We start from the raw sequence: 25,345 nt of genomic DNA, 5'->3' as shown, positions 1-25,345 counted from the left end.
TATGGAGCTTCCAAAATTTATATTAGGTGATAACACCGATTTTCCTGAATCTATTTTCGTGATTCATACCGAATTCCCAAGATTCATCATAGACCTAAAAGATGATGAGGTAGAGTGGCTTGAAGATTTTGATAAGGAGGACGAGAAGGAACTTTCCAGCGAAGCAGAAAGTCTCATTACCCAGGCCAACGAATTTTATGACCGCGAGGTTAACAGATACGAAGAAGGCTAAATGGAAAAACTGGCCGAATTAGACAGGGAACTTTTTCTTTTTCTGAATAATCTTGGTTCAGAAAGATGGGACTGGTTATGGATCGCTATTAGCGATAAGTGGATGGCCATTCCTCTGTATGCCTTACTGCTTTATCTTATCTTCAGAAAATTTGGCTGGCAGGCAAGCCTTATCACCATGGTGGTGGTAGCCCTGCTTATTACGGCTACAGATCAGCTGGCGAATCTCTTTAAACACGGTTTTGAAAGACCCAGGCCTTGCCGCCAGGAAGGGGTAATGGAATATGCTCGATATGTGGCAGAAAGATGTGGCCGTTTTGGTTACTTTTCTGCCCACGCGGCCAATTCCACCGGGGTAGCGGTCTTCCTAAGCCTGCTTTTTAAGAAACATTACCCAAAGCTATTCGTTTTTCTTTTGATATGGGCAGTGGTAGTCTCATACAGCAGGATCTATCTGGGAGTGCATTACCCGGGAGATGTGATCACGGGAATGTTCATAGGTGCCGTTTTTGGTTACCTGTTCCACCTGTTAAGGCGGTACATTACCCGAAAGATCCTTAAGAATGACCTAAGCCAGGCTTAGAAGGTATTTTGCTGCCGCGAAGGCGGTGGTCTTGTTGTTCTCGATAAGTTCCAGTTGTTCCTTCAATGCCGATTTTATCTTTGGCTCCTCGTAAAACCTGCCTTTAAGATAATCATTGATGGTCTGGTACAACCAGAATTTATTCTGCTCCTGCCGGTTATGCTGAAAATAGCCATTTTCCTCTGCCTTGTTCTTGAAACTAGAAATCATCTCCCAGACCTCAGAAACCCCTTCGTTATAAAGCGCACTGCAAAGTTTCACCTCCGGTTTCCAGTCACTCTCCTTGGGAGGGTATAGTTGCAAAGCCCTTTTAAATTCCAGTCTTGCATCCCGCGCCGCTTTCTGGTTATCCCCATCGGCCTTGTTGATCACAATGGCATCGGCCATTTCCACGATACCGCGTTTTATTCCCTGTAATTCGTCGCCGGCACCGGCAAGTTTCAGCAATAGGAAAAAATCGGTCATGCTATGCACGGTGGTTTCACTTTGTCCCACTCCCACGGTTTCAATCAAGATAACGTCAAATCCCGCAGCTTCACACAGGATGATGCTTTCCCGTGTTTTTCTGGCTACCCCGCCAAGAGAATCTCCACTGGGGGAGGGCCTAATAAAGGCATTGGGCTGGGTGACCAGTTTTTCCATTCGGGTCTTGTCTCCCAGGATGCTGCCATGAGAAACGGAACTGCTGGGATCTACCGCCAGTACGGCTACCTTTTTTCCCTGCTCGATCAGGTAAGAACCAAAACTTTCAATAAATGTGCTTTTGCCCACTCCCGGTACTCCGGTGATCCCTATCCTGATGGATTTGTGAGCGTGGGGCAAGGCTCCTTCAATAATATATTCTGCCTGTTTTTGGTGGCTTTTTTGATTGCTTTCTATAAGCGTAATTCCCCGGCCCAGGGCAGTTTTATTTCCCTTCAGCAGGTCTTGCAGCAGATCTTTTTCAGAAAATTTATTCTTCCTGAAACTCCTGATTCTTTTGGCCGATTCGGCACTCACATTCTTTGAGGAGGGATTGCTTCCAGATTCGCTTAAGGCAGATTTATGCTGTTCTTCGTTCAAAATACAAGGGAATATTTAGCAGAAATTTATGAAATTGATTTGCAGGCATCATCAAATGCTTGGTATATTGATGCAAAACTAAATTACTTAAATTATTTCACGCAATGAAGAATTTGTATAAAACTAAAGTAACTACCGAAGGTGGTCGTAATGGCCATACCCGTAGTGAAGATGGTATTCTGGATATGGAACTTAAAAAGCCTGAAGGTCTTGGTGGCCCAGGCGGAGATTATTCTAACCCGGAGCAGTTGTTCGCAGCCGGTTATTCGGCCTGTTACGGTAGCGCGCTGGAGCACGTAGCCAAAAAGCATAAAGTAGACCTGGGTGATTACAGCGTGACCGCCACCGTGAAGCTGGGACAAACAGATTCTGGTAACCTGCAGCTATCGGTGATCCTGGATTCTTATATTCCGGGAGTAGATGTGGAGACCGGGGAAAAACTGGTGAACGAAGCTCACGAAGTTTGCCCTTATTCCAGAGCTACCAGGGACAATATAGATGTAACTTTAAACCTGCTTCTGGACGAGTAGGATTTAAAATATTTATTTTGCTGAAGAGGTGCTGGTTAGCGCCTCTTCTTTTTTTATGGGTATGCTGATCCTGGTATTGTCCCAGGTAAGCACCATATTCACGAAATCTCCAGAATCGTCGAATAGAATAGTGAACTGTTCCAGGTTCAGGTCTGTCTCTTCCACCGGCCTTTCGAGGACCAGGGCATCGAATTTGGGATCCCGGTAGGCCTCTTCATCTAAATTGATGCCCCAGGGATACATCTTATCATTAAAAATAACTTTCCAGCTTTCTTCCATGGGGATGGTCCATAGGGTGTATTTTCCTGCTTTCAGCAAACTGCCGTCTACGAGGATATCCTTATTAGTTTCAAATGTAGTGGCCTCATTCGCGCCGGTACGCCAAACCTTATTATAAGGAACCAGGTTTCCAAAGATCTCCCTTTCCTTTTTGTAAGGGCGGTTATAGAAAACTTCCAGCTTTAGCCCATTTTCGCGGTAAGTGACCGTATCTTCAGGGCTGTGAGCCTTGGTGGTATATCTTAAGATCAGCACCATTACCAGACTAAGGAAGACTATGGCTCCTCCAATCTTCAGGAATAGTTTAGTATTTCTGCTCATGATTTCTTTTTTGAAATTAGCTTTTTCAAAAATTCGGCCAAACGCAATTTAGGTAGGCATATTGCCCTAAAAGTAAGAATTTGAAATAAAATCGTAATTTTTTCAGGAAATTTTGCAACGCGGGACTTTTCGTCTCGTCTTTAAAGTGAACTAACCCATCAAAAACAAATAAAATTGATACAGCATAAGCTAATAGAAGCTTGTAAGCAGAACAGCCGGAGGGCTCAACTCAAGCTGTACAACAAGTATTGTGACGGGATGTATTATGTGGCATTGCGATTTTTGAAAGATTCGATGGAAGCCGAAGATGCCATGCAGGAAGCCTTTATCAAGGCCTTTTCAAAATTACATCAGTTTAACGGAGAGGTAACCTTCGGGGCCTGGCTCAAACGTATCGTGATCAATAAATGTTTGGATAAGCTTAAAGCGAAGAAGCTGGAACTCGTGGCCATCAACGAGCAGACACTGGGAACAGTGGAAGAAGAGAACAACTGGCAGGTGGATGACGGAATCGGGATCGAGGAAGTGAAACAAAAAATGGAAAACCTGCCCGAGAAGTATAAATATCCCTTGATGTTATATCTCATAGAAGGATATGATCATGAAGAAATAAGCGAGATACTGAATATTACCCAGGTGGCTTCGCGCACGCTGGTACATAGAGGAAAAAAGAAATTACAGGAAGAACTAAAAACACTGAGCAATGGGACAGGATATTAGAGAGATGTTTCGAAACGAGGAACATATAACAAAAGACAAGCTGAGCAAAGGGCATCAAAGAAGGTTTGAGGCTAAACTGGACAAAGCTTTGCCTGTAGAGAAAAAGAAGAGAAACTATAGCAGTTTTCTTCAGATAGCCGCACTCTTGGTGGTGGCCCTGGGAATTGGAGCATTCTTCTTTTTTAATAAAGACCAGGATCCTGTTCAGAACAATATTCAGGTTGCAGACAGCCCGGTAGAGGAAACCGCTGAAGAGGAAAAAGTCCCAACTACCGAATACAGACTTAGCGACGTTTCTCCTGAATTCAAAAAGATCGAAGACTATTATATGGCAAGTGTGAACATTCAGCTTGCGAAACTGGATATGACCCCAGAGAACAAAGAACTTATAGATGCATTTATGAAGAAGCTGGAAACCCTGAACGAAGAGTATATAGCATTGAACGCTGAAATTCAGGAAACCGGCATTAACGAGGAAACCGTTGAAGCGATGATCGCGAACCTACAGCTGAGACTGGATCTCCTCAAGAAATTGAAAACGAAATTAAAGGAAATCGAACAATCAAAAAACAACAAATATGAGAACTATGAAGCTTAAATATGTGATCCTGTCACTGCTTTTCATCACCACAGGTAGTTTTGCTCAAACCAAAAAGCTGAGCAAGACCTATAAGACCGCCCCAGATGTGAACCTGGAACTAGACTCCCGTCACACTAATATCATCATCGAAAACTGGGACAGGAACGAGGTGCAAATCGAGGCATACCTTGAGGGTGACACCGGAGATAAGGAAATGACCAGGAAACTTCTGGATTCCTGGAAGCTGGAAACCACCGCCTCTACCGGCAAGGTCTCTATAGAATCTGGAGGGGGAAGCAATATGGATATGGACATAAACATCGATATGTCTGCGCTGGAAGGATCCCTGTCTGAATTGCCAGATATGCTGGGACCGCTTATGGATAACCTGGTAGGGCCAATTCTTAATAATATTGCAGAGAACCCATTACCACCTGGTTTTGCTGAAGATATGCAGGGAATGAAATTCGATTATGATGCCTATAAAAAAGATGGAGATAAATATCTTCAGAAATGGGAGGCAGATTTCGAAAAGAAATTCGGAAAGGAATACGAGGCCAAAATGGAAAAATGGGCCAAGGAAATGGAGAAGAACTCTGCAAAATGGGAAAAGGAATATGAAGTGAAAATGGAAGCCTGGGGTAAGGATTTCGAAAAGGATATGGAAGCCTGGGGAGAAGAGTTCGGAAAGAAAATGGAAGCCTGGGGCGAACAATTCGGTAAGCAGTTCGAAGCCCAGTTCGAGAATGGAGATCAGCGTGTGTTCGTGATGGAGAACGGCAAAAGCGTCAAATCCAAAAAGACCATAAAACTGAAGATCCCTAAAGATGCCAAATTAGATCTAAATGTGCGCCACGGTGAACTTAAACTTGGCAGCACTGTAAAAAACCTGAAGGCCGACCTGTCACACAGTCGGCTTTCAGCTAACCGTATCCTGGGCAGGAATACCAATGTAAAAGCGGCCTACAGTCCCGTGAAAATTGCCTTCTGGGATTACGGTGTGCTTACCACCGAGTTCGTAAAGACCTGTAATATAGATAAGGCCGTAAGCATCAAGCTTAATTCTAACTCCAGCGATGTGGTGATCAATGAACTTCAGAAGACCGGAGTGTTAACCGGGTCTTTTGGCAAGCTTGATATTAACAAGCTAGGGGCGGGGTTTGAGACGCTTAACATCAGCCTGGAGAACAGCGACCTGGAACTTGATATTCCAGATACTGCTTTCAATTTTACGTTCAACGGGATGCAAAGCAACATCAAACATCCATCGAACCTTAAGCTGAAATCTACCAAATCTTATGACAACGAGATCCTCAACGGCTATAATAAATCCAGGGAAGGCAATGCCAATATTACTATAAAGGCTAATTTTAGCGATGTGTTGATAAATTAGTTTCTAGCCATTACATTTGGCTTTTTCAAAGCTGGATGTATATGCAAGATTTTTCTGAATTCATAGATAGCCTTACTAGCGGGTTTACCCCCGTGATCGGTGGAGATTATAAACAGGAAGATTATGCTTATATAGATCTTTCTGAAAATAACCGCGATCTTTTAAAGCTTGAAGTAGCCTCCGCTGAGGCTTTTTCCATATTTATAGAAGAATACCTTTGGAACCGCAAAGCGAAAGCCGCCTATGGAGGTTATAACGAATTAAGAACCCTTTATCAGCGCAGTGAACTTTTCAACAATGAGGCGGCAAACCGCAATATTCATATTGGTCTGGATGTCTGGGTACCTGCTTATTCAGATATCATAAGTCCGCTGGATGGAAAGGTACACAGTTTCAGGGACAACGATGATTTTGGGGATTATGGTCCTACCATCATCCTGGAACACTTCGAAAACGGACGAAAATTCTTTACACTCTATGGTCACCTTTCCAGGGCATCTTTACAAGATCTGAAAAAAGGGGATAAGGTAAAGGCCGGACAAAAAATAGCCGAATTAGGCGACTTTCATGAGAATGGCGATTACGCCCCGCACCTGCATTTCCAGATCATGGAAGATCTGCAAGACAAGGATGGGGATTACCCGGGCGTGGTTAGAAAAGAGGACCTGGACAATTTTTTAAAGAATTGCCCTGACCCTAATTTGTTGCTGAAGATATAGTTGATTTTTAAGCAGGTCAATTCGAAGAAGCGTAGCGATTGAGAAATCTCTATCAAAATATTTCCCCTTCTAAAAACCTCCAGTTTGGATTAAATTCCTGAATGAGTCGCTCCTTTTTCTCTTATAATGGCTTCGTTAGGATTGTCAAACTCTTCAAAATAAATAAGGTGATAGCAATTATATTCACTGCGAAGGATTGTTTAGATCTAATAATATCTTGATAATGTTGATCTAAGCGGTTGTTCAGATTGCTTGTGATCCCAATATATAAAACGGATTTGTTTTAATTCGTTGTTATATAGACAAAATATTCTTTCATAACAGATTTCTCCCTTCGGTCGAAATGACGCAGGGCTCATGATTTTTAGTGTATGTCATTTTGAAGAAGCACAGCGATTGAAATTTTTTCCATTCATTTGTTCCCGAAAACATCACTTCTGAAAGCTGAATTTCTGCCATCCTGATTCATTTCAGAGCCTCCAAAAAAAGAAATGCTGAAACTTTCCGCGCACTTAAAGATTCTAATATTTGGAAATTTCCCGTCACCCTGAACTCGTTTCAGGGTCTGATCCTGAGATGCTGAAACAAGTTCAGCAAGACTCGTAGATATTATCTTATGGCTTTATTTCCTTTTTACAAAATAAGCCACGATAGCCGAAGTTACCACTCCCACTACCAATGCGAAAAAGAAAGACTGGATGATATAGGAAGTAAGGTTAAAATATTCCTCGGCAGCCTGCCTGCTCATTGCGCCACTTTCAACCGAATAGGCGATCACATTATTAAAATAATCTGGAGTGATAAATTTGTGGGTGATATACTGTGCAAGCGGAGAAAGTATCGCCACTACCGTACTAATCACGATCCCGGATATAAAACCCTGGCTCCAGGTCATCTTCCCGTTATAAAAATTCTTTCTTTTATCGAGTAGGGCCAGGACGTAGAGAACGATTGCCACGATGGCAAAAAGATTGGTGTAGATAGCATGCTGAGCAATATTTTCATCATGCCAGCCCAGTCCTTTTTCCAGGAACATCCAAAGTAGTGAGACCACGCTGAAGATGATACCCCACTTGATTTCGATCGAGAATTTTTTCATTGACTTGTTTGATTGGTTGCAGGATTAAAATTAGTAAAAATCGCCGGATGGGACTCCTTAAATAAAAAAACCGGCTGGAAAGCGTTCTTCTCAGCCGGTTCTAATGATGATTTTAATGGGTATTAGGCGTCTTTGTTTAGTTTTTTAGTAGCAAAGAATCCCGCGAAAAGACCAAGCCCGGCCAGGAGAAAGATAGTTCCGGGGTAAGCCACACCTTCGTCCACATTCATGTTATATGTCAGGATGTTGGCGATAAAGATCCCAATCCCAATCCCTACCAGCAGCAAAGCCAAGTTGATCACGATAACTTTCCAGATAGGAGTAACGTGTTTTCTTTTACCGTAGAAGATACTGGCTTCGGTACCTTTTTCAATTAAAGCAAGCCTTTCGCGGTTCCTGGCGGTGATGTATAAATAAAACATCCCGAAAATAACCCCGAAAATGATTGGCATAATAATAACTTCTGATCCCATGATTTCTTAGTTTTTAATGTGAAAATAATGTTCGTTTGCTATTATGACGCCTGGAAATTCGAACCGGTTACAAAAAAATGTAAATTTATTTCAGATTCTTTTGTAACCGATCCTTAAGAAAGGTCGTCTTAATTAATAATGACCACAAAAACCGACCAATACCTCATTGAAAGCACTCTTGAAGGCGATACTCATGCCTTTGAAGAACTTATAGACAGGTATCAGGATTTTGTGTTTACGATCGCAGTGAGGATATTGAAAGTTAGGGAAGAAGCCGAAGAGATAGCGCAGGACAGTTTTATTAAGGCCTATGATTCTTTAAATAGTTTTCGTGGAGACTCAAAGTTTTCCACCTGGCTTTACAGGATCGTTTATCATAAGAGCCTGGACAGGCTAAAGAAGAATAACCGGCAAAGGACGTATGAAATAAATGAAGAGATCACTGATGAATCTTTGGATCATATCGAAAACGGTTTGGAATATCTGCTTAGCGAGGAAAGGAGCAGGCTTATCAAAAAATGTATTGATTCATTGCCGGAAGAAGATGCGGCTATCATCAGTTTATTCTATTTCGAAGAACAGACGGTAAAAGAGGTCGCTAAGGTGACCGGACTTTCAGAAGACAATATCAAGATTAAATTATACCGCAGCCGTAAGAAACTATTTTCACTGCTGCAGGTTTATATAGAACCAGAAATAACGAAAAGCAATGGAAAAGCGATTTAACAGAGAAGACGAGCTGATTAAAAAGTTGCTGAATGAAGCAGGAATGGAAAAACCATCGGTTAATTTCAAATCCCAGATTCTACATAAGATCGAAGCCAGGAAAGTAGAACTTACTCCCTATAAACCGCTTATCTCTGCGCCTGTCTGGTTCCTGCTGGCCGGGGTGATGCTCTCCTCCATGTTAGGCTTATACATCATCAATGCAGAGGTTTCTTTTCCTTATAGCATCAATTTTGATCTTTTTGAAAGGATCAATTTACCAAAGATCGATCTTTCAAGGAATATGCAATATGCTATCGCCTTCGTAGCCCTATTCTTTTTGCAGGTTCCGTTTTTAAAAAGACTTATGGATAATGAGTATAGGCTTTAAAAAGTATGTCACCCTGAACTTGTTTCAGGGTATATAAAATATAGATGCTGAAACAAGTTCAGCATGACACCTTAAAATACAGAGAATAAAAAAATCCTGAAGCGAATCGCTTCAGGATTTTTAATTTCATCTAACATCTAACATCTAACATCTAACATCTAACATCTAACATCTAACATCTAACATCTAACATCTAACATCTAACATCTCACGTCTAACGTCTATTCATCTACAAGCACCCAGTCTCCTTTATCGAGCATTGGGATAGCCTGTTTATATTTCATGGTCTTGTTCTCACCACTCATCACGTTCTTGATGGTCACCTTATCGTTTCTCCCGATCTTGGGTTTGTCGCGAACCACGGTTTCAACTTTTTCAGGCTGACGCTGAGTGTTTCCAGCGGCCCTGCTTTGAGCGGCTCTTTCATCAAGGTTAGGAATATCTTCCTTGGTAGTTTCTACTTTTTCCTTCTGCCTGGTCTGTTGTGCTTCATGGATATTAGGAGCACCACTTGATGGAATTTCTCCCTTGAACAGGAAGGACATTACATCTCGATTCACATTCTCCAGCATTACTTTGAACAGTTCAAAGGCTTCGAATTTATAGATTAATAAAGGATCCTTCTGTTCGTGTACGGCAAGCTGAACACTCTGTTTAAGCTCATCCATCTTTCTAAGGTGAGTCTTCCAGGCGTCATCTATGATGGCCAGGGTGATATTCTTCTCAAAATCCTTGATAAGCTGTTTACCCTCGGTTTCATAAGCCTTTTCGAGATTGGTAACCACCTGAAGGGTTTTATTACCATCGGTGAAAGGAACTGAAATTCTCTCGAAATTGTTTCTTTCATCCTCGTAAACCTGTTTGATCACAGGATATGCACGCTCGGCATTGTGAGACATCTTCTCGTCATAATGCTTGTAGGCAGCCTTATAAACTTCACCGGCAAGCTTTTGAGCGTTCATTTTCTTGAATTCTTCTTCGGTAACCGAAGAACTCATGGAGAAATTCCTGATAAGTTCGAATTCAAAGTTCTTATAATCTTCTGCCGCTTTGTTGGTTTCAGCTATAGATTCAGAAATATCAAAGATCATGTTGGCAAGATCTACCCGTAATCTTTCACCAAAAAGAGCATGGTAACGACGCTTATAGATCACCTCACGCTGGGCGTTCATTACATCGTCATATTCCAGCAGTCTCTTACGTACCCCGAAGTTGTTCTCTTCAACTTTCTTCTGGGCTCTTTCTATAGATTTAGAGATCATCGAATGCTGGATCACTTCACCTTCCTCAAGACCCATACGGTCCATCAGCTTGGCGATCCTTTCTGAACCAAATAGACGCATTAGGTTATCTTCCAGGGAAACATAGAACTGTGAGCTTCCCGGATCTCCCTGACGGCCTGCACGACCTCTTAACTGCCTGTCCACACGTCTCGAATCATGTCGCTCTGTACCAACAATGGCCAGACCTCCGGCTTCCTTCACTTCCTTGCTCAGCTTGATATCTGTACCACGACCCGCCATGTTGGTGGCAATGGTCACGATCCCGGATTTACCGGCTTCGGCAACGATATCGGCCTCTTTTTTATGTCTTTTCGCGTTAAGAACATTGTGAGGTACATTTCTAAGCTTCAGCATACGGCTCAGCAATTCTGAGATCTCTACTGAAGTGGTACCAATTAGCACCGGTCTTCCCGCATTGGAAAGATTGGTCACATGGTCTATAACCGCGTTATATTTTTCACGTTTGGTCTTATAAACCAAATCATCTTTATCATCTCTGGCGATAGGTCTGTTGGTAGGGATCTCCACCACATCCAGTTCATAGATCTCCCAGAATTCACCTGCTTCGGTCACTGCCGTACCGGTCATACCCGATAGCTTGCGGTACATCCTGAAATAATTCTGAAGGGTTACCGTCGCAAAGGTCTGGGTGGCATCCTCGATCTTCACATTTTCCTTCGCCTCTATAGCCTGGTGTAAACCATCACTGTATCGACGGCCTTCCATGATACGCCCGGTCTGCTCGTCTACGATCTTCACCTTGTTATCCATCACCACATATTCGGTATCCTTCTCGAACAGGGTATAGGATTTTAGCAGCTGGCGCATGGTATGTATCCGTTCGCTTTTTACGCTGTAATCGCGATAAAGCTCTTCTTTTCTTTCTGCTTCCTCTTCAGGAGAAAGGCCTTCCTTCTCGATCCTGGCGATCTCCATACCAATCTCTGGCATTACGAAGAAATCCGGATCATCCTTACCGGAAAGGAATTCGATACCCTTGTCTGTAAGATCTATCTGGTTGCTCTTTTCCTCGATAGTGAAATACAATTCGGCGTCAACTTTCGGCATTTCGCGGTTGTTGTCCTGCATGTAATAGTTCTCGGTCTTCTGCAGCAACTGCTTCACACCTTCCTCACTAAGGAATTTTATCAGAGCCTTGTTCTTAGGTAATCCGCGGTAAACTCTCAGTAACTGGAATCCACCTTCCTTGGTATCCCCCTCTTTGATTAGTTTTTTAGCTTCGGCAAGTACCTTCACCAGGTATTTTCGCTGGGCTTCCACGATATTTTCTATCGCAGGCTTAAGCTCCATGAATTCGTGGGTGTCTCCTTTTGGAACAGGTCCGGAGATGATAAGCGGTGTACGGGCATCATCGATCAATACCGAATCCACCTCATCCACGATCGCGTAGTTATGTGGTCTCTGCACCAGGTCGTCTGGTGAGTGAGACATGTTATCCCTTAGGTAATCGAAACCAAATTCGTTATTGGTTCCGTAGGTAATATCGGCATTATAAGCTTTTCTACGAGCCGCCGAATTAGGGCGGTGGTAGTCTATACAGTCTACGCTTAAGCCATGAAATTCGAAGATAGGAGCCATCCACGCGCTATCACGTTTGGCCAGGTAATCGTTCACGGTTACCAGGTGTACCCCGTTCCCGGTAAGGGCGTTAAGGTACACAGGAAGCGTTGCTACAAGGGTTTTACCTTCCCCTGTCTGCATCTCGGCGATCTTTCCCTGGTGCATGGCCACACCACCAATAAGCTGAACATCGTAGTGGATCATATCCCAGGTAACAGGTTTTCCGGCCGCATCCCAGGAGTTGTTCCATATGGCGTAATCATCCTCCAGGTTCACATATTCTTTCTCTGCCGAGATCTCACGGTCGAAACTGCTGGCTTTTACCTTTAATTTTTCGTTGTGAACAAAGCGTTTTGCGGTTTCCTTTACGGTGGCAAAAGCTTCGGGTAGAATATCGTTAAGTACGGCTTCAGAAAGCTCGTAAGATTTGTCTTTTAAAGCATCTACTTCAGCATAGATATCTTCCTTGCGGGTTATATCATCAATTTCATCTGCCTCCTTGTTCAGGGCTTCGATCTTTTCTTTTACCTCTCTGGTAGCTTCGGTGATCTTAGCTTTGAATCCTGAAGTCTTTGCTCTTAATTCATCAAGGCTGAGGGCCTCGAATTCAGGCTCAAGAGCCTTAATTTTATTTACAATGGGTTGTATTTCTTTAACATCTTTCTTCGACTTGTCGCCTACGAAAGCTTTTAATACAGAATCTAAAAAACTCATGTTGGTTTTTTTATTTAAAGGGGTTCAAATTTAAGCAAAAAAAAAGCCTCATGAATGAGACTTTTCCCTATTTTTTGCGTGTTGTCAATTTAATATTCGTCCTCATTCCAGAGGTAATCTTCATCGGTTGGATAATCCGGCCAGATCTCCTCAATAGAATCATACGAGTCTCCCTCATCCTCAATAGCTTGCAAATTTTCGACAACTTCCAGTGGTGCACCGGTTCTAATGGCGTAGTCTATTAACTCGTCTTTTGTTGCCGGCCATGGGGCATCACTTAAATAGGATGCTAATTCTAAAGTCCAATACATTGATTAATCGGGTTTTAAATTTTGGCAAAAATATATTTTTTGCCGTAATAGCCAAGAAAAAAATCTATTATTTGTACAATAATAATAAGAACATAACAATTAATCTAATTCTTTGCAAGATTTGCAGAGAATTTTTGATCATTGAGAAGGATTCAGGATTTTTTTGGGATCCATTGAATTTCTTCAGCCTGTAGTTGTTTAGACAACTTCCGTGCCAGCACAAAAAGAAAGTCTGAAAGTCTGTTCAGGTACTTTAGAACCCTTTCATCAAATGGTTCAATGTCATAAAGCGCGCTGGAAAGTCTCTCGGCCCGGCGGCACACACAGCGGGCTATGTGACAGAATGACACGCTCTGGTGACCTCCGGGTAAGATGAAATGTGTCATTTCCGGAAGTTCTTCATTCATCCGGTCCATAGCTTTTTCCAGATTTTCGATGTCTTCTTCTGAGATCTTAGGAATATTAAGCCGGTCCTTGCCGTTTTTTAGCTTCTCCTTCTCCGGGTCGGTGGCCAGGATCGCTCCCAGGGTGAATAGCCGGTCCTGGATCTCGATAAGCATGTTCATGGTTTCCTTATCGATCTCCTGGTCTCTTATTAGCCCTATATGTGAATTCAACTCATCTACGGTGCCGTAGCTTTCAATGCGAATATGATGTTTGGGAACCCTGGTGCCGCCAAAAAGAGCGGTAGTTCCTTTATCTCCTGTCCTGGTATAGATCTTCATTTTTGAAATTTAGGTATGTGTTCTAAGACTGAAATTCAGAAAATGCTGAAGCTTTTCCAGCCTGTCTTTTTCAGTTTGAATTTAGGTGCCTAAAGTTACAAAGATTCGGTAGGCTAAGAAAGCCGGGGAAGATAATTGGAGTTGGTAAGGAGTTATTTTGCCAGGGAATCTGATTCCTTTTCTTTTTTGCGCTCCATGTACCTGCGCCTGAAGTTCCTGTTTTTCCTTTGCTTTTTTATATTCTTGGCCTTTCTCGAATTCCAAAGGAAATAAGCTAGAAAAACAGCTATTATGGCAAGATAAATCCAGGTCTCCTGGTCCAGATCGATCATTTTTAAGGTCTTATTAGATACAAGGTAGTAAAGATTTTTAAAAGCTCAAAAAACAGGAATTCAAGATTAAAAAATCTGAATTCAAAATCTTATTTTTTGCCAACTGCCAACTGCTAACTGATCACTGCTGACTGACCACCGGTTTTCTTTCATCGCTTTCTACTATCCCGTCTTTCAGTCTTATAATTCTATGGGCATGTTCGGCGATATCTTCTTCGTGGGTAACCAGGATCACGGTATTCCCGGCGGCATGAATCTCGTCAAAAAGGTTCATGATCTCTACGGAAGTCTTTGAATCAAGGTTTCCGGTAGGTTCATCGGCAAGGATGATAGAGGGTTTGTTCACCAGGGCACGGCCCACGGCCACACGTTGTCTTTGTCCACCCGAAAGCTGGTTGGGTTTGTGGTCCATCCGGTCGCCCAGGCCAACGCTTCTAAGAACTTCTTCGGCTCTCTGCTTGCGTTCGGTCTTGGAGGCTCCCGCGTATACCATAGGTAGCGCCACATTGTCCAGGGCTGTAGTTCTTGGAAGCAGGTTAAAGGTCTGGAAAACGAAGCCGATCTCTTTATTCCTGATCTCGGCAAGTTCATCATCGCTCATCTGGCTTACATCCTTGCCATTAAGAACATAAGATCCCGAAGTTGGAGTGTCCAGGCAGCCTAAAAGGTTCATTAGTGTAGACTTTCCAGAACCTGAAGGTCCCATAAAGGCAACATATTCACCGCGATCTATGTCTAGGTCTATTCCTTTAAGAACTTTCACAACTTCATTTCCTAGAGGGAAATCTCTGGTAATATTTCGGATCTCGATTACTTTGCTCATTAAGACTGAATTTTCAACTGTAGGACGTTAACTTGTAAATTTTGTTACAACTAATCTTTCTTTTCCCGTGCATTCCTCTCCTTTCAGTCGTCGGATGTAAAAAAACGAATCAAAAAAAGGACACTTTTTGGGAGGTGTTTTCAATTTTGCTCTCACAAAGTTAGAACCACACTTCCCTGGCTAAATTTTTTAGAGGGCTTCAAAAATTTCTAACGCCAGAGAAATGCTACACTTACAAAAAAGTTTAAAAAATTTTTGCTGAAGATTTATGGATTGCAATATTTCAAAGTGGTTGCTCAATCATATTTTCTCATAAAATTTCACGGTGCTTACACTTTAAATTCTTAGCTAAATTTTCAGTAGGTTAGTTTCTAAATGTGGATTATTAAACTCTGATGGTGAAATGCTGTTTCACCTGTTCTTTTCTGAAAAATACAAGGCCCCACTGGAAAGTATCTATGCTCACCTGAACTTTAGGATGTAGTTTAATTTCTTCCCAGGCTTCTTCCATTTCTTCAGACCAGTGGATATCATCAAAAATAAATATCGAATCATTATGTGCAGAAGGCAATAATTTTTCGAAATAATCTAAGGTTGCTTTTTTTTGATGATTCCCGTCAAGATAAACCAGATCGAACTTCTGATTTTTCCTGATCAGAAGATCTAATTCCGCTTCAAATTCATTTACTCTGAGCCTTATATTATTAAGCTGGTATTTCTGGACTTGTTGTCGGGCGATATTTGCGGTTTCGGGACAGCCTTCAATGCTGATAAGCCCGGTGTTCTTATTAGCGGCGATGGCAGAGGAAGCTATGCCCAGGGAAGTGCCAAGTTCTAATGCCTTGTCTACTTTGAGGTAATTGGTTAGTCTATATAGCAATTTTGCCCTGTGTAAAGTGATACCGGCATTTTTGGCAATTGAAAAAACGGGACGCTTATTTGATTTGAATACCCTGCTTCCGGCACCAAAGTCGGTTACCTCGATGAATTCTTTATTTCTTAAAAGATCGTTCCGATAGTTTTTTATGAGGTCATATTGCTCATAATTACTTTTATCATAAAAACATTTGGTAACCAGGTCGTATACGAAAGGGGAGTGGAGGCCGTGTTGGTTCTGGCTTTTCAGGAGGAAGTTTAGGTAGGAGCGCAGTTGGAAGTACAATCTTTGTTTATGGTTTATTGTTTGGTGTTTATTGTTGGAGGTCTCTAATTAGAATCTGGTTTTTTAAATTTAATACCTTTTAAATCTGATCTTCTTAGATAGTACATAAAAGCACCTAGTTTGTTCTCAAGTAAATTACAATCGGCTTCAAGTCTTTCAAAATCTTCTTTATTAAGAAGGTTCTTATCCATTGATCTATAGAATTGAGATTTTAATTCGGCAACCGATCCTTTCGAATAACTCAGGAAATTGTGAAATTCAGGATTTCCTCCTCGTCCAAAACCTTCTGCAATATTGTCCATAATTGAACCAGAACTTCTTTCCATTTGGTTTGCCAGAGCGTAATTTTTCCCTAATGGTGTTTGATTAAGTAGCTTGTCAACAGATATGCAAATCTTTCTTGCCAGTTGCCAAACTTCAAGATCTTCAAATTTCTCAATTTTGCCCATTTATAAGATATTTTGATTTTTAAACCACAAACCACAAACCACAAACCACAAACCACAAACCACGAACCTACAATCTACCACTCACAACTTCAAAATTAAGCCTCTAACTTCTCCATCAACTCAAACCATCTTTCAGTTTTTGTCTCGATATCATCTTCGATCTCTTTTAATTTCATCGAATTCTCTGCGATCTCATCCCCACTGAGTTCCTTCAGGAATTTCTGCTGGACCTCCTCTTTTTTCTTTTCGAGCTTAGCGATCTCCTTTTCAAGCTTGCTGAACTCTTTCTTCTCGTTATAACTCAGGCTTGGTCCGGAGCTGTTCGATTTATATTCCTTTTTTTCTTTTTTCGATGGAGATTCTTCTGAGGCAGGTTTGCTGTCTTTAGGTTTGGATTGCTCGTATTCCCGGTAATCTGTGTAATTACCTGGAAAATCTGATACCTCGCCTTTTCCTTCAAAAACAAAAAGGTGATCGGTGATCTTATCCATGAAATAACGGTCGTGGGACACCACGATGATACATCCCGGGAAGTCCATCAGGAAGTTCTCCAGCACGTTCAGGGTAAGTACATCCAGGTCGTTGGTAGGCTCATCCAGGATAAGGAAGTTAGGGTTCTGGATTAAAACGGTACACAGGTACAATCTTTTCTTTTCCCCACCGCTCAGTTTTTCTACATAGTCATACTGTTTTTTACGATCGAATAAGAACCTTTCCAGCAGTTGCTCTGCCGAGATCTGCCTTCCTTTTTTAAGGGGAATATAATCTCCGAATTCCTTGATGACCTCCACGACCTTTTGGCCGGGTTTTATCTTGATACCCTTCTGGGTGTAGTATCCAAATTTTACCGTTTCGCCTATCACTATTTTCCCGGTATCGGGTTCCATATTGCCGGTAAGCATATTCAGGAAAGTGGATTTTCCCGTTCCGTTCTTCCCAATAATACCTAGTCGCTCTCCCTTCTTAAAAGTGTAGCTGAAATTCTTCATCAGCTGCTTTCCTCCTAATTCCTTGGAGATGTTATGAAGCTCCACGATCTTACTGCCCAGGCGTTCCATATTAAGCTCCAGCTGTACCTTATGATCCTGCCTGCGTTGGCTTGCCCTGTGTTTTATTTCATGGAAATCCTCGATACGGGATTTAGACTTGGTGGTACGTGCCTTAGGCTGGCGCCGCATCCATTCCAGTTCTTTTTTATACAGCTGCTGGGCCTTGTCGGTATTGGTGGCTTCCAGCTGATGTCTTTCCTCTTTTTTATCCAGGTAATACGAGTAATTTCCTTTGTAGGTATATAGCTTTCCGTCTTCAAGTTCAATTATTTCATTACAAACTCTTTCCAGAAAGTACCGGTCGTGGGTCACCATAAAGATGGTGAAATCCTGCTTTCTGAAATATTCCTCCAGCCACTCGATCATATCCAGGTCCAGGTGGTTGGTAGGCTCATCCAGAATGATAAAATCTGGTTTTTTCAATAGCATTCTGGCCAGGGCCAGTCTTTTCTTTTGCCCGCCGGAAAGGTTTTTTACCACGGCCTGCAGGTCTTCAAGATTGAGTTTGTAAAGTATTTGTTTGAATTCGGTCTCAAAATCCCAGGCATTATTGGCTTCCATGGCGTCCATGGCTTTTTGTAAAGCATCGGCATCCTCCGGATTTTGCAGGGCTTTTTCATACTGTTCCACAACCTTAAGCGTTGGGTTTTCACTGGAAAATATACTTTGCTCAATGGTAAGTTCAGGATCCAGGTTGGGTTCCTGGGAAAGGAAAGCTACCCGGATATCATTGCGATAGATCACCTGGCCCTCATCGGGAGTATCGGTACCCGCCAGGATGTTTAAAAGGCTGGTCTTCCCGGTTCCATTTTTGGCGACAAAACCGACCTTCTGGTCTTTGTTAATTCCGAAACTTATATTTTCAAAAAGCCTGCGTTCGCCGTATGATTTGGCTATATTTTCTACTGAGAGGTAATTCATGTGTTATTTAGTCTTTAGACTTTAGACGCTTGTCTGTAGTATGATGGCAAAAGTACGAAGTAACAAGGAACAATTATTAATAAACACTTATCAGTTATAAGTTGGGGGTGTGACTCTAAGAGATGCTGAAACTTCCGATCCCTCGGAACAGCAGGACGCTTCCCTATGAACGTCACCCTGAATTTATTTCAGGGTCTCTAAATTCTTTAACTCTTTAATTATATCAGATGATTTCAACTGCAGAGAGAAATCTAATTAATAAATGTCTATACTAAGAGATTTCTCAGTCGTCCCGAAGTGTCAGAATTATTTCAGAGTCTTAATGTTCAAATTTGATTTTGTCATTTGGACCCCGATTGGTCAGGAAAGAAATTTCTTTTGTTCCATTTTTTAAAGTCAATTAATAGCATCCAACATAAAGTTCAGCCTGTGTTGCCGCTAAGAGACGGGGTCTTCTTCAAAATGTGGTATTATTTAATTTCAAAATTATGTCCTTTCTTTTTCCCATCGCCGGAAAAAGAAACAAAAAGGTCTAGGCTTACGAAAGTTTCCCTGATTTTATTGTTCGAGATCTAAATTTTATGAACTCGCCTTCTGGTATTTGTTTACGTAAAATTACTAATCATCGTTACGGCTCGAACAGCATAAAATTTTACGATCTCTTCACTTCAAAATCTACGTGAAACTTTCGGTAGGCCGAATTACTTGGGAGTTAATGTGAAAATTAGGATTTTGAGTTGAAATTATATTTAAAAAGATTTCTAATTATCTTCATAGTAATAGGTTTTTTTAAATGGTAAATAAATTCGGATTATGAATGATCGTTTTAGAATATTTGATAGCTTTTAACAGCCAACAGACAACAGACAACAGACAACAGACAACAGACAACAGATAAAAATCGACGAATAAACATAAGCTTTCTACTCTCCACTCTCCACATCAAACCCCAAACCATAAACCACGAACCACAAACTCCCAACTCCAAACATAATTACATCCGAATGTTTTGATATTTGCCCGTAAAAACTATATTTGTTAAAACAATGTGAAGTCCCCCTATGCGATTCAAATCCTTTTTGTTTTTATTCGCTTCCCTACTAGCCTTATCATCCTGTGTATCTACAAAGCAGATGTCCTATCTTCAGGAACATGAGAAAGAAGTAGATAGTATTGTGCAGGTACAGCGATTGCGCAAACCGTATAGAATCCAGACCGGAGATCTCTTAAGTATAAGGGTTAAGGCATTGGATCAGGATATTGTTGGGATGTTTAATCCTATAGGTAGCGAAAATCCAAATGCTACTACAGAAGAGGCGGTCTATTTTGATGGTTTTACTGTAGACGACCATGGAAATATAAGGGTTCCTACTATGGGTGAGATCAATGTTCTTGGTTTTACTGAAAAAGAAGTGCGTGAAAAAATTGAAAAGAAATTACTCGAGGAATATTTCAAGGAAGAAGCTAATATATTCGTGACCGTAAAGCTGGCCGGGATAAGATATACCACCCTAGGTGAAATTGGGCAGGGAAGCCAGGTGGTTTATAAGGACCAGGTAACCATTATGGAAGCAATAGCTAACGCCGGAGGAATAACGGATTATGGAGATAGGGAAAATGTTCAGATAATCAGGCAGTATCCACAGGGGGAGGAGGTTCATGAAGTAGATGTAACCGATATCGATATCATGAAAAGCCCCTATTACTATATACAACCTAATGATATGATCGTGGTGAATCCCCTACCAAGAAAGGCTCTTGGACTAGGTACCACAGGGCTTGAAGTCTTCAGAACAGTGACAAGTTTGATTACACTAGCAACTTCAATTTATTTCTTAACTACCAGATAATGGCACATGAAGATGATCATATATCAGATGTAGGCTCTACCTTTGACTTTAAGGGGTTTATTCTTAAAGTTATAAGCTATTGGAAACTTATTCTCCTCTCAGTAGGGATTAGTCTTGCAGTGGCATACTATAACAACGTAAGAAAACTACCTGTTTACAGACTGGGGAATACCATCTCCATTAAGGATGATCAGAACCCATTTTTCACTTCCAATACCAGTTTAACTTTTAACTGGGGAGGAACCTCAGATAAGGTAAATACGGCGATGACCATTTTACGCTCACGGTCCCACAATGAGGAGGTAGTCCAAAAATTACAATTCTATATAAATTATCTTCAACAAGGAGAATATCAACGAGTAGATGCTTATGGGTATACCCCGTTTAAAGTTGTAGCCGATACCAATGTTTATCAGGCAAACAACGTAACCATGCAGATTAGTATGGTTGATGATATCACCTATAATATTACAGCAAAGGTACCTGGAAATCTAAGTCGTACGAACTACACTACTACAGAAACGGATAATAGAACTGTGGAACCCAGAGAGTTTAGTAGAAATTATAAAATTGGAGATCCTATTAATCTACCTTTTTTTTCGGGTTACTTAAAAAGAACTGAAAACCCATTAAATCGAGGGAAGGTATATTATGTAAGCTTTATGCCTTTTAATTCGGCAGTGGGTAGATTTCGCGGTGTCAGTATTGCTCCTCAGTCACCGGGTTCATCGGTACTTAATCTCAGTCAGACAGGCCTAAATAAGCCCCGAATAGTAGACTATTTAAATGGATCGGTTCAGGTTTTAAGCGAGAACATGCTGGAACGGAAAAATCTTTTTGCCACCAAAACTATCCGATTTATTGACAGTAGCCTTGCGGTACAGGCTGCACAATTAAAGGAAGTGGAAAATGAATTAAATGATTTTCGTAATGAAAATTCGATCATGGATATTTCTGCGGAAAGCGGAGAATTATCAGGCCAGCTTTCTCAATTGGATGTTGAAAAAGAGCAAATAAGACGACGACTTTCTTATTATAATAATTTAGAAGAATATCTTCAAACGAGAACGGATTATTCAAATGTTCCTGCTCCTTCCGTTGCTGGTATTCAGGAAGGGAGTATTTCTGCAGGAGTCCAAAAGATTATTCAGTTAGCTGAGGAACGACAAAATTATCAATATACCTTAAAAGAAAACTCACCGGTATTTGATGATATAGATCGTCAGATCAATTCAGTGAAATCTATTCTAATTGAAAATATTTCAAGTTCAAAAAGTTTAATTCGAAGTGAACTGCAAGATCTGAATTCCAGAATTAATAGATTAGAAAGCCAGGTAAAAAAACTACCTCAAGAAGAACAGGACCTTCTAAAAATCCAACGAAAATATGCTATTAATGAGCGAACCTATAATATGTTCCTTGAGAAGAGAAGTGAAGCAGGATTGATCAAAGCAGCCAATGTAAGCGATGTATTAGTTATAGATAATGCTAAAGATACCGGAGGAGGAAGAATAGGCCCAGATACCCAACTAAACTATGTAATGGCTATTATGGTTGGTGGTCTTATACCTTTAAGTTTTGTCTTCTTACTAGTTTTTCTAAACACTAATATTCATAATGCCCAGGAAATAACCAGATTGTCTCCTATTCCTATTATAGGTTTAATAGGGAAAAATAAGATGAGTAGCAATCTTGCAGTATTTGAATCGCCTAAATCCTCTATCGCCGAAAGTTTTAGAGGACTTCGCTCTAGTCTACAATTTATGTATAAAAGGCAGGGGGTTACGGGTTCTAAGACAGTACTCATTACCTCATCAGTATCTGGAGAAGGAAAAACTTTTTGTGCTATGAACCTGGCTACTGTTTTCGCTCTAAGTGAAAAGAAAACCGTGCTGGTTGGGGTGGACCTTAGAAAACCAAAGATTTTCGATGACTTTGAATTGAATAATGATCTTGGGATCGTAAATTATTTAATCGATCAAGCAACCCCAGAAGAGATTATACAACAGAGTAGAATTCCTTTTTTAGATGTTATTACATCGGGACCGGTACCTCCTAATCCTTCAGAATTACTACTTACAAAAAAAATGGATGACCTTATAGAATCCCTTAAGGATGAATACGATTATATAATTTTAGATACACCTCCAATCGGTATGGTAGCAGATGCATTGAATTTGGTTAAACATGCCGATGCAACATTATATATGGTAAGACAGGATTATACTAAAAGGGGAATGCTGGAAACCATAAATCAAAAATATGCCAAAGGTGAAATAAAAAATATCAGTTTTGTGCTGAACCATTTTGTACATAGCGCTAAATACGGTTATGGTTATGGCTATGGTTATGGCTATGGTTACGGTTATGGTTATAACAGATATGCCAAAGGTTATTACGGGGCTGCTCCAAATAAAATATCCCAAATTAAGGCATCCTGGAAAAAATTTATGAGGAATTTTGAGTAATGTTAAAGAATTAGGATTGGTGGAGAAGGAAAATAATGATTGGCTATACGAAATAAGCCCAAAAAGAAGTTTAATTGATCTTAATTTTAAGGAGATTTGGAATTACCGGGATCTATTAATTCTGTTCGTTAAAAGAAATATTATTACGGTTTATAAACAAACCATACTTGGACCGTTGTGGTATTTAATTCAACCTTTATTTACAGCTTTAACTTTTACTCTGGTTTTTAACAATATAGCAAATATTCCAACAGGTGCAATTCCACCATTTTTATTTAATCTTACTGGGATCACTGCCTGGAATTATTTTAATCAATGTTTTACTGGAACCTCTAATACTTTTAGATCTAATGCAGGCATATTTGGAAAAGTATATTTTCCAAGAGTTATTATGCCTTTGAGTAGTGTAATAACCAGTCTTTTTAAGTTTGGAATCCAACTGGGAATATTGATTGTTATCTATGTCTATCTTGTTTTTAACGGGCTTGAAATAAGTCCTAATTCTAACCTAATTTTATTTCCAATATATGTGCTTATGATGGCATTATTAGGCTTGGGTCTTGGGATGACGATTTCCGCTCTAACAACAAAATACAGGGATTTAAATGTCTTGGTTGGTTTCGCTACCTCTTTACTTGTCTATTTTTCAGCGGTGCCATATCCGCTGAGCGAAGTTTCTAAGAAAATGCCAGATTGGGCTTGGTTAGTAAAATATAATCCATTAACTCAAATAATAGAAGGGTTTCGTTATATGATTCTCGATACCGGAATTTTTTCCTGGCAGGGTTTTATTTACACTTTTATATTGTCAATTTTTATCTTTTTGTTAGGATTGCTCATTTTTAATCGAACTGAAAAGAATTTTATTGATACAGTGTAACTACATTAATTTTAAATCCCTTTATGAAGTCAAATTCTGCTAAAATACCTCTTTTTTGGTGGTCTGAATCCCGTCTTATGGGAAAGCAGAGGGAAAATTATGGAGATTTGCTCTCTAAATATATTGTAGAGAAAATTTCAGAAAAAACAGTTGAATGGGTTCAACCTAAGAAGCAATCCTGGTTTAAACGAAACAAAAAAAACTATCTATCAACTGGAAGTATAATTCATCATGCCACGGAGAAAAGTGTTGTATGGGGTAGCGGTATTATCGATAATGATCAATTAATAAGTAAAGCAACTTTCTTAGCTGTTAGAGGTCCTCAAACCCGTAAATATTTGTTGAATTTCGGATATGAATGTCCTGAAGTATATGGAGACCCAGCTTTATTGCTGCCAAGTATTTATAACCCAAATCTACCAAAAAGATTCTCTCTGGGCATTATACCTCATTATCAGGATTATGAAATGGTAAGGGAGGCATATAAGAATAATTCTGAAATTAAAGTGATTGATCTTATGACAAATGATATAGAATCTGTTACCGATCAAATTTTAGTTTGTGAAAGAACCATTTCTTCCTCCTTGCATGGTCTTATTGTATCCCACGCCTATGCCATACCAAGTTTATGGGTGAAATTTTCAAATAAAATTTTCGGGAATGACATAAAATATTATGATTATTTACAATCGGTAAATGTTGAGTTTTATGAACCAATAAAATCAGAAAGTGCTAAAGGATTGAGAGAATGGATGGTTTTAATTGAGTCATATCCTAATTTGCCAAGGACTAAGGATATTGAAAATATTAAAGAGAAACTATTGGAATCTTGTCCATTCACAGTCATTAAAGGAATTTTATGAAAACTGAAGATTCAAGAATTAGAAACAAGGAGCATTATGAGGAGATTCATGCTAAATATAATATAAAGAATATTTTATACTGGCTTGAGAATCTTGATGCGTTTCTTGACGCTTCTCTAAAAACTGATACAAGTTGGCATGCCTTATATAAGGATGGGCTTAGATATGAATTGAAGGGAAAAAAAGTTCTTGAAATGGGGTGTGGCAATTGTCTGAATGCAGGCGTTATGGCTGCATTGGGTGCTGAAGTTTATGCAAATGATATTGCTTCCTCAAGTGGTAAAATAGTCGAGGAGTTAAATAAACATTGTCAATTTAAATTTCCTATTAAATTTATTCCTGGAGACTTCATTGAAAACAAGCTAGAATCTTCGAGTTTTGATTTGGTTGTAGGTAAAGCATTTTTACATCACCTGGATATTCCACTTGAAAGATTATTTTTAAAGGAGACCGCTCGTTTATTAAAAGTCAACGGACAGGCAAGGTTTTTTGAGCCTGCAGTTAATCTAAAAATCCTTGATAAAATTAGATGGTATATACCCGTAGGAAATAGGCCATCTAAATTGGATAAAAATAAATTTAAAAAATGGAAGGATAATGATCCTCATCCAGATCGAAGTTTTAGTTCGAAACATTTCGAATTGGCCGGAAAAGAATTTTTTAGAGAAATTCAAATCTACCCGGTAGGAACTTTGGAAAGATTTAGTCGATTTATGAAATGGGGTAAAAAGAGAGAGGCTTTCCGGAGAAAGGCTTTAAAAGCAGAGTCAAATTTGCCGATGTTTATCAATAGACCCCTAGCAAGAAGCCAGGTAATTATATATAGTCTTCCAAAGTAATAGGTGGTT

The 25,345-nt window shown here is 40.3% G+C and carries 26 protein-coding genes and 1 pseudogene; 14 read left to right on the top strand and 13 right to left on the bottom strand.

Annotation, left to right across the window (positions count from 1 at the left end; all coding sequences use genetic code 11):
- Position 1 precedes the first annotated feature (1 nt).
- Positions 2–232, top strand: coding sequence for a DUF8828 family protein (locus FLP08_RS04515; protein ID WP_156274485.1), 231 nt, complete (start codon positions 2–4; stop codon positions 230–232).
- Complete coding sequence (locus FLP08_RS04510; protein WP_156274483.1) at positions 233–814, top strand: phosphatase PAP2 family protein; 582 nt, start codon at positions 233–235, stop codon at positions 812–814.
- On the opposite strand, the gene meaB is transcribed toward FLP08_RS04510, so the two are convergent.
- Positions 800–1,876: a methylmalonyl Co-A mutase-associated GTPase MeaB gene (gene meaB, locus FLP08_RS04505; RefSeq protein WP_156274481.1), complete on the bottom strand. Its 1,077-nt coding sequence runs from the start codon at positions 1,874–1,876 to the stop codon at positions 800–802. The genes FLP08_RS04510 and meaB overlap by 15 nt on opposite strands.
- 104 nt (positions 1,877–1,980) lie before the next feature.
- On the opposite strand from meaB, the gene FLP08_RS04500 reads away from it, so the two are divergent.
- A complete protein-coding gene (locus FLP08_RS04500) occupies positions 1,981–2,406 on the top strand; it encodes an organic hydroperoxide resistance protein (RefSeq protein ID WP_156274479.1) in 426 nt (141 codons plus the stop codon).
- Between the two features lie 12 nt (positions 2,407–2,418).
- Here FLP08_RS04500 and FLP08_RS04495 read toward each other — a convergent pair whose 3' ends face one another.
- Positions 2,419–3,006, bottom strand: a complete 588-nt coding sequence (locus FLP08_RS04495) for a DUF2911 domain-containing protein (RefSeq protein ID WP_156274477.1) — start codon at positions 3,004–3,006, stop codon at positions 2,419–2,421.
- A 174-nt stretch (positions 3,007–3,180) separates the two neighbouring features.
- On the opposite strand from FLP08_RS04495, the gene FLP08_RS04490 reads away from it, so the two are divergent.
- From FLP08_RS04490 to FLP08_RS04475, 4 genes are read left to right on the top strand one after another with little or no spacing between them, the layout of a single operon-like run.
- Entirely contained in the window at positions 3,181–3,726 is a 546-nt protein-coding gene (locus tag FLP08_RS04490) for an RNA polymerase sigma factor (protein ID WP_156274475.1), read from the top strand.
- Positions 3,710–4,324, top strand: coding sequence for a hypothetical protein (locus tag FLP08_RS04485; protein WP_156274473.1), 615 nt, complete (start codon positions 3,710–3,712; stop codon positions 4,322–4,324). The genes FLP08_RS04490 and FLP08_RS04485 overlap by 17 nt, the downstream gene beginning before the upstream one ends.
- On the top strand, positions 4,305–5,699 hold the full coding sequence (locus FLP08_RS04480) for a hypothetical protein (RefSeq protein WP_156274471.1): 1,395 nt from the start codon (positions 4,305–4,307) through the stop codon (positions 5,697–5,699). Before FLP08_RS04485 ends, FLP08_RS04480 begins: the two co-directional genes overlap by 20 nt.
- A gap of 41 nt (positions 5,700–5,740) precedes the next feature.
- Positions 5,741–6,418 carry a peptidoglycan DD-metalloendopeptidase family protein gene (locus tag FLP08_RS04475; RefSeq protein ID WP_156274469.1) on the top strand — a complete coding sequence of 226 codons (678 nt, stop codon included), beginning with the start codon at positions 5,741–5,743 and terminating at the stop codon, positions 6,416–6,418.
- Between the two features lie 121 nt (positions 6,419–6,539).
- Here FLP08_RS04475 and FLP08_RS16455 read toward each other — a convergent pair.
- The 3 genes and pseudogenes from FLP08_RS16455 to FLP08_RS04460 form a co-directional block, all read right to left on the bottom strand.
- Positions 6,540–6,689, bottom strand: a pseudogene (locus FLP08_RS16455) (GIY-YIG nuclease family protein); the annotation flags it as partial.
- Between the two features lie 351 nt (positions 6,690–7,040).
- Complete coding sequence (locus FLP08_RS04465; protein WP_156274467.1) at positions 7,041–7,517, bottom strand: DUF4199 domain-containing protein; 477 nt, start codon at positions 7,515–7,517, stop codon at positions 7,041–7,043.
- 122 nt (positions 7,518–7,639) lie between these two features.
- Complete coding sequence (locus tag FLP08_RS04460; protein WP_156274465.1) at positions 7,640–7,990, bottom strand: DUF6249 domain-containing protein; 351 nt, start codon at positions 7,988–7,990, stop codon at positions 7,640–7,642.
- Positions 7,991–8,128: 138 nt separating this feature from the next.
- Here FLP08_RS04460 and FLP08_RS04455 point away from each other — a divergent pair, with 138 nt between their 5' ends.
- Positions 8,129–8,716, top strand: a complete 588-nt coding sequence (locus tag FLP08_RS04455) for an RNA polymerase sigma factor (protein WP_156274463.1) — start codon at positions 8,129–8,131, stop codon at positions 8,714–8,716.
- Positions 8,700–9,086, top strand: a complete 387-nt coding sequence (locus FLP08_RS04450) for a hypothetical protein (protein ID WP_156274461.1) — start codon at positions 8,700–8,702, stop codon at positions 9,084–9,086. The genes FLP08_RS04455 and FLP08_RS04450 overlap by 17 nt, the downstream gene beginning before the upstream one ends.
- Before the next feature lie 221 nt (positions 9,087–9,307).
- Here the strand turns inward: FLP08_RS04450 and secA are convergent, their stop codons facing one another.
- From secA to FLP08_RS04410, 8 genes are all read right to left on the bottom strand, one after another.
- Entirely contained in the window at positions 9,308–12,664 is a 3,357-nt protein-coding gene (gene secA / locus FLP08_RS04445) for a preprotein translocase subunit SecA (RefSeq protein ID WP_156274459.1), read from the bottom strand.
- An 89-nt stretch (positions 12,665–12,753) separates the two neighbouring features.
- A complete protein-coding gene (locus FLP08_RS04440) occupies positions 12,754–12,975 on the bottom strand; it encodes a DUF2795 domain-containing protein (RefSeq protein ID WP_008272287.1) in 222 nt (73 codons plus the stop codon).
- Positions 12,976–13,127: 152 nt separating this feature from the next.
- A complete protein-coding gene (locus FLP08_RS04435; RefSeq protein ID WP_156274457.1) occupies positions 13,128–13,700 on the bottom strand; it encodes a cob(I)yrinic acid a,c-diamide adenosyltransferase in 573 nt (190 codons plus the stop codon).
- Positions 13,701–13,852: 152 nt separating this feature from the next.
- Positions 13,853–14,032, bottom strand: a complete 180-nt coding sequence (locus FLP08_RS04430) for a hypothetical protein (RefSeq protein WP_156274455.1) — start codon at positions 14,030–14,032, stop codon at positions 13,853–13,855.
- A 121-nt stretch (positions 14,033–14,153) separates the two neighbouring features.
- Positions 14,154–14,855: an ABC transporter ATP-binding protein gene (locus tag FLP08_RS04425; RefSeq protein ID WP_156274453.1), complete on the bottom strand. Its 702-nt coding sequence runs from the start codon at positions 14,853–14,855 to the stop codon at positions 14,154–14,156.
- Between the two features lie 385 nt (positions 14,856–15,240).
- Positions 15,241–16,017, bottom strand: a complete 777-nt coding sequence (locus FLP08_RS04420) for an O-methyltransferase (RefSeq protein ID WP_156274451.1) — start codon at positions 16,015–16,017, stop codon at positions 15,241–15,243.
- 44 nt (positions 16,018–16,061) lie between these two features.
- Positions 16,062–16,466: a four helix bundle protein gene (locus tag FLP08_RS04415; RefSeq protein WP_156274449.1), complete on the bottom strand. Its 405-nt coding sequence runs from the start codon at positions 16,464–16,466 to the stop codon at positions 16,062–16,064.
- A 95-nt stretch (positions 16,467–16,561) separates the two neighbouring features.
- Entirely contained in the window at positions 16,562–18,436 is a 1,875-nt protein-coding gene (locus FLP08_RS04410; protein ID WP_156274447.1) for an ABC-F family ATP-binding cassette domain-containing protein, read from the bottom strand.
- A gap of 1,061 nt (positions 18,437–19,497) precedes the next feature.
- On the opposite strand from FLP08_RS04410, the gene FLP08_RS04405 reads away from it, so the two are divergent.
- From FLP08_RS04405 to FLP08_RS04385, 5 genes are read left to right on the top strand one after another with little or no spacing between them, the layout of a single operon-like run.
- Positions 19,498–20,286, top strand: coding sequence for a polysaccharide biosynthesis/export family protein (locus tag FLP08_RS04405; protein WP_156274445.1), 789 nt, complete (start codon positions 19,498–19,500; stop codon positions 20,284–20,286).
- Positions 20,286–22,754 (top strand): GumC family protein, encoded by a 2,469-nt coding sequence (locus FLP08_RS04400; protein WP_156274443.1) that lies wholly within the window; start codon positions 20,286–20,288, stop codon positions 22,752–22,754. The genes FLP08_RS04405 and FLP08_RS04400 overlap by 1 nt, the downstream gene beginning before the upstream one ends.
- A complete protein-coding gene (locus FLP08_RS04395) occupies positions 22,747–23,634 on the top strand; it encodes an ABC transporter permease (RefSeq protein ID WP_425549993.1) in 888 nt (295 codons plus the stop codon). Before FLP08_RS04400 ends, FLP08_RS04395 begins: the two co-directional genes overlap by 8 nt.
- Before the next feature lie 23 nt (positions 23,635–23,657).
- On the top strand, positions 23,658–24,497 hold the full coding sequence (locus FLP08_RS04390) for a polysaccharide pyruvyl transferase family protein (protein ID WP_238388439.1): 840 nt from the start codon (positions 23,658–23,660) through the stop codon (positions 24,495–24,497).
- Positions 24,494–25,336, top strand: coding sequence for a class I SAM-dependent methyltransferase (locus FLP08_RS04385; protein ID WP_156274441.1), 843 nt, complete (start codon positions 24,494–24,496; stop codon positions 25,334–25,336). Before FLP08_RS04390 ends, FLP08_RS04385 begins: the two co-directional genes overlap by 4 nt.
- Positions 25,337–25,345: the final 9 nt, after the last annotated feature.

The organism is Christiangramia aestuarii (assembly GCF_009735585.1).
Taxonomy (GTDB): Bacteria; Bacteroidota; Bacteroidia; order Flavobacteriales; family Flavobacteriaceae; genus Christiangramia; species Christiangramia aestuarii.
This window is presented reverse-complemented; position numbering and strand designations above follow the sequence as displayed.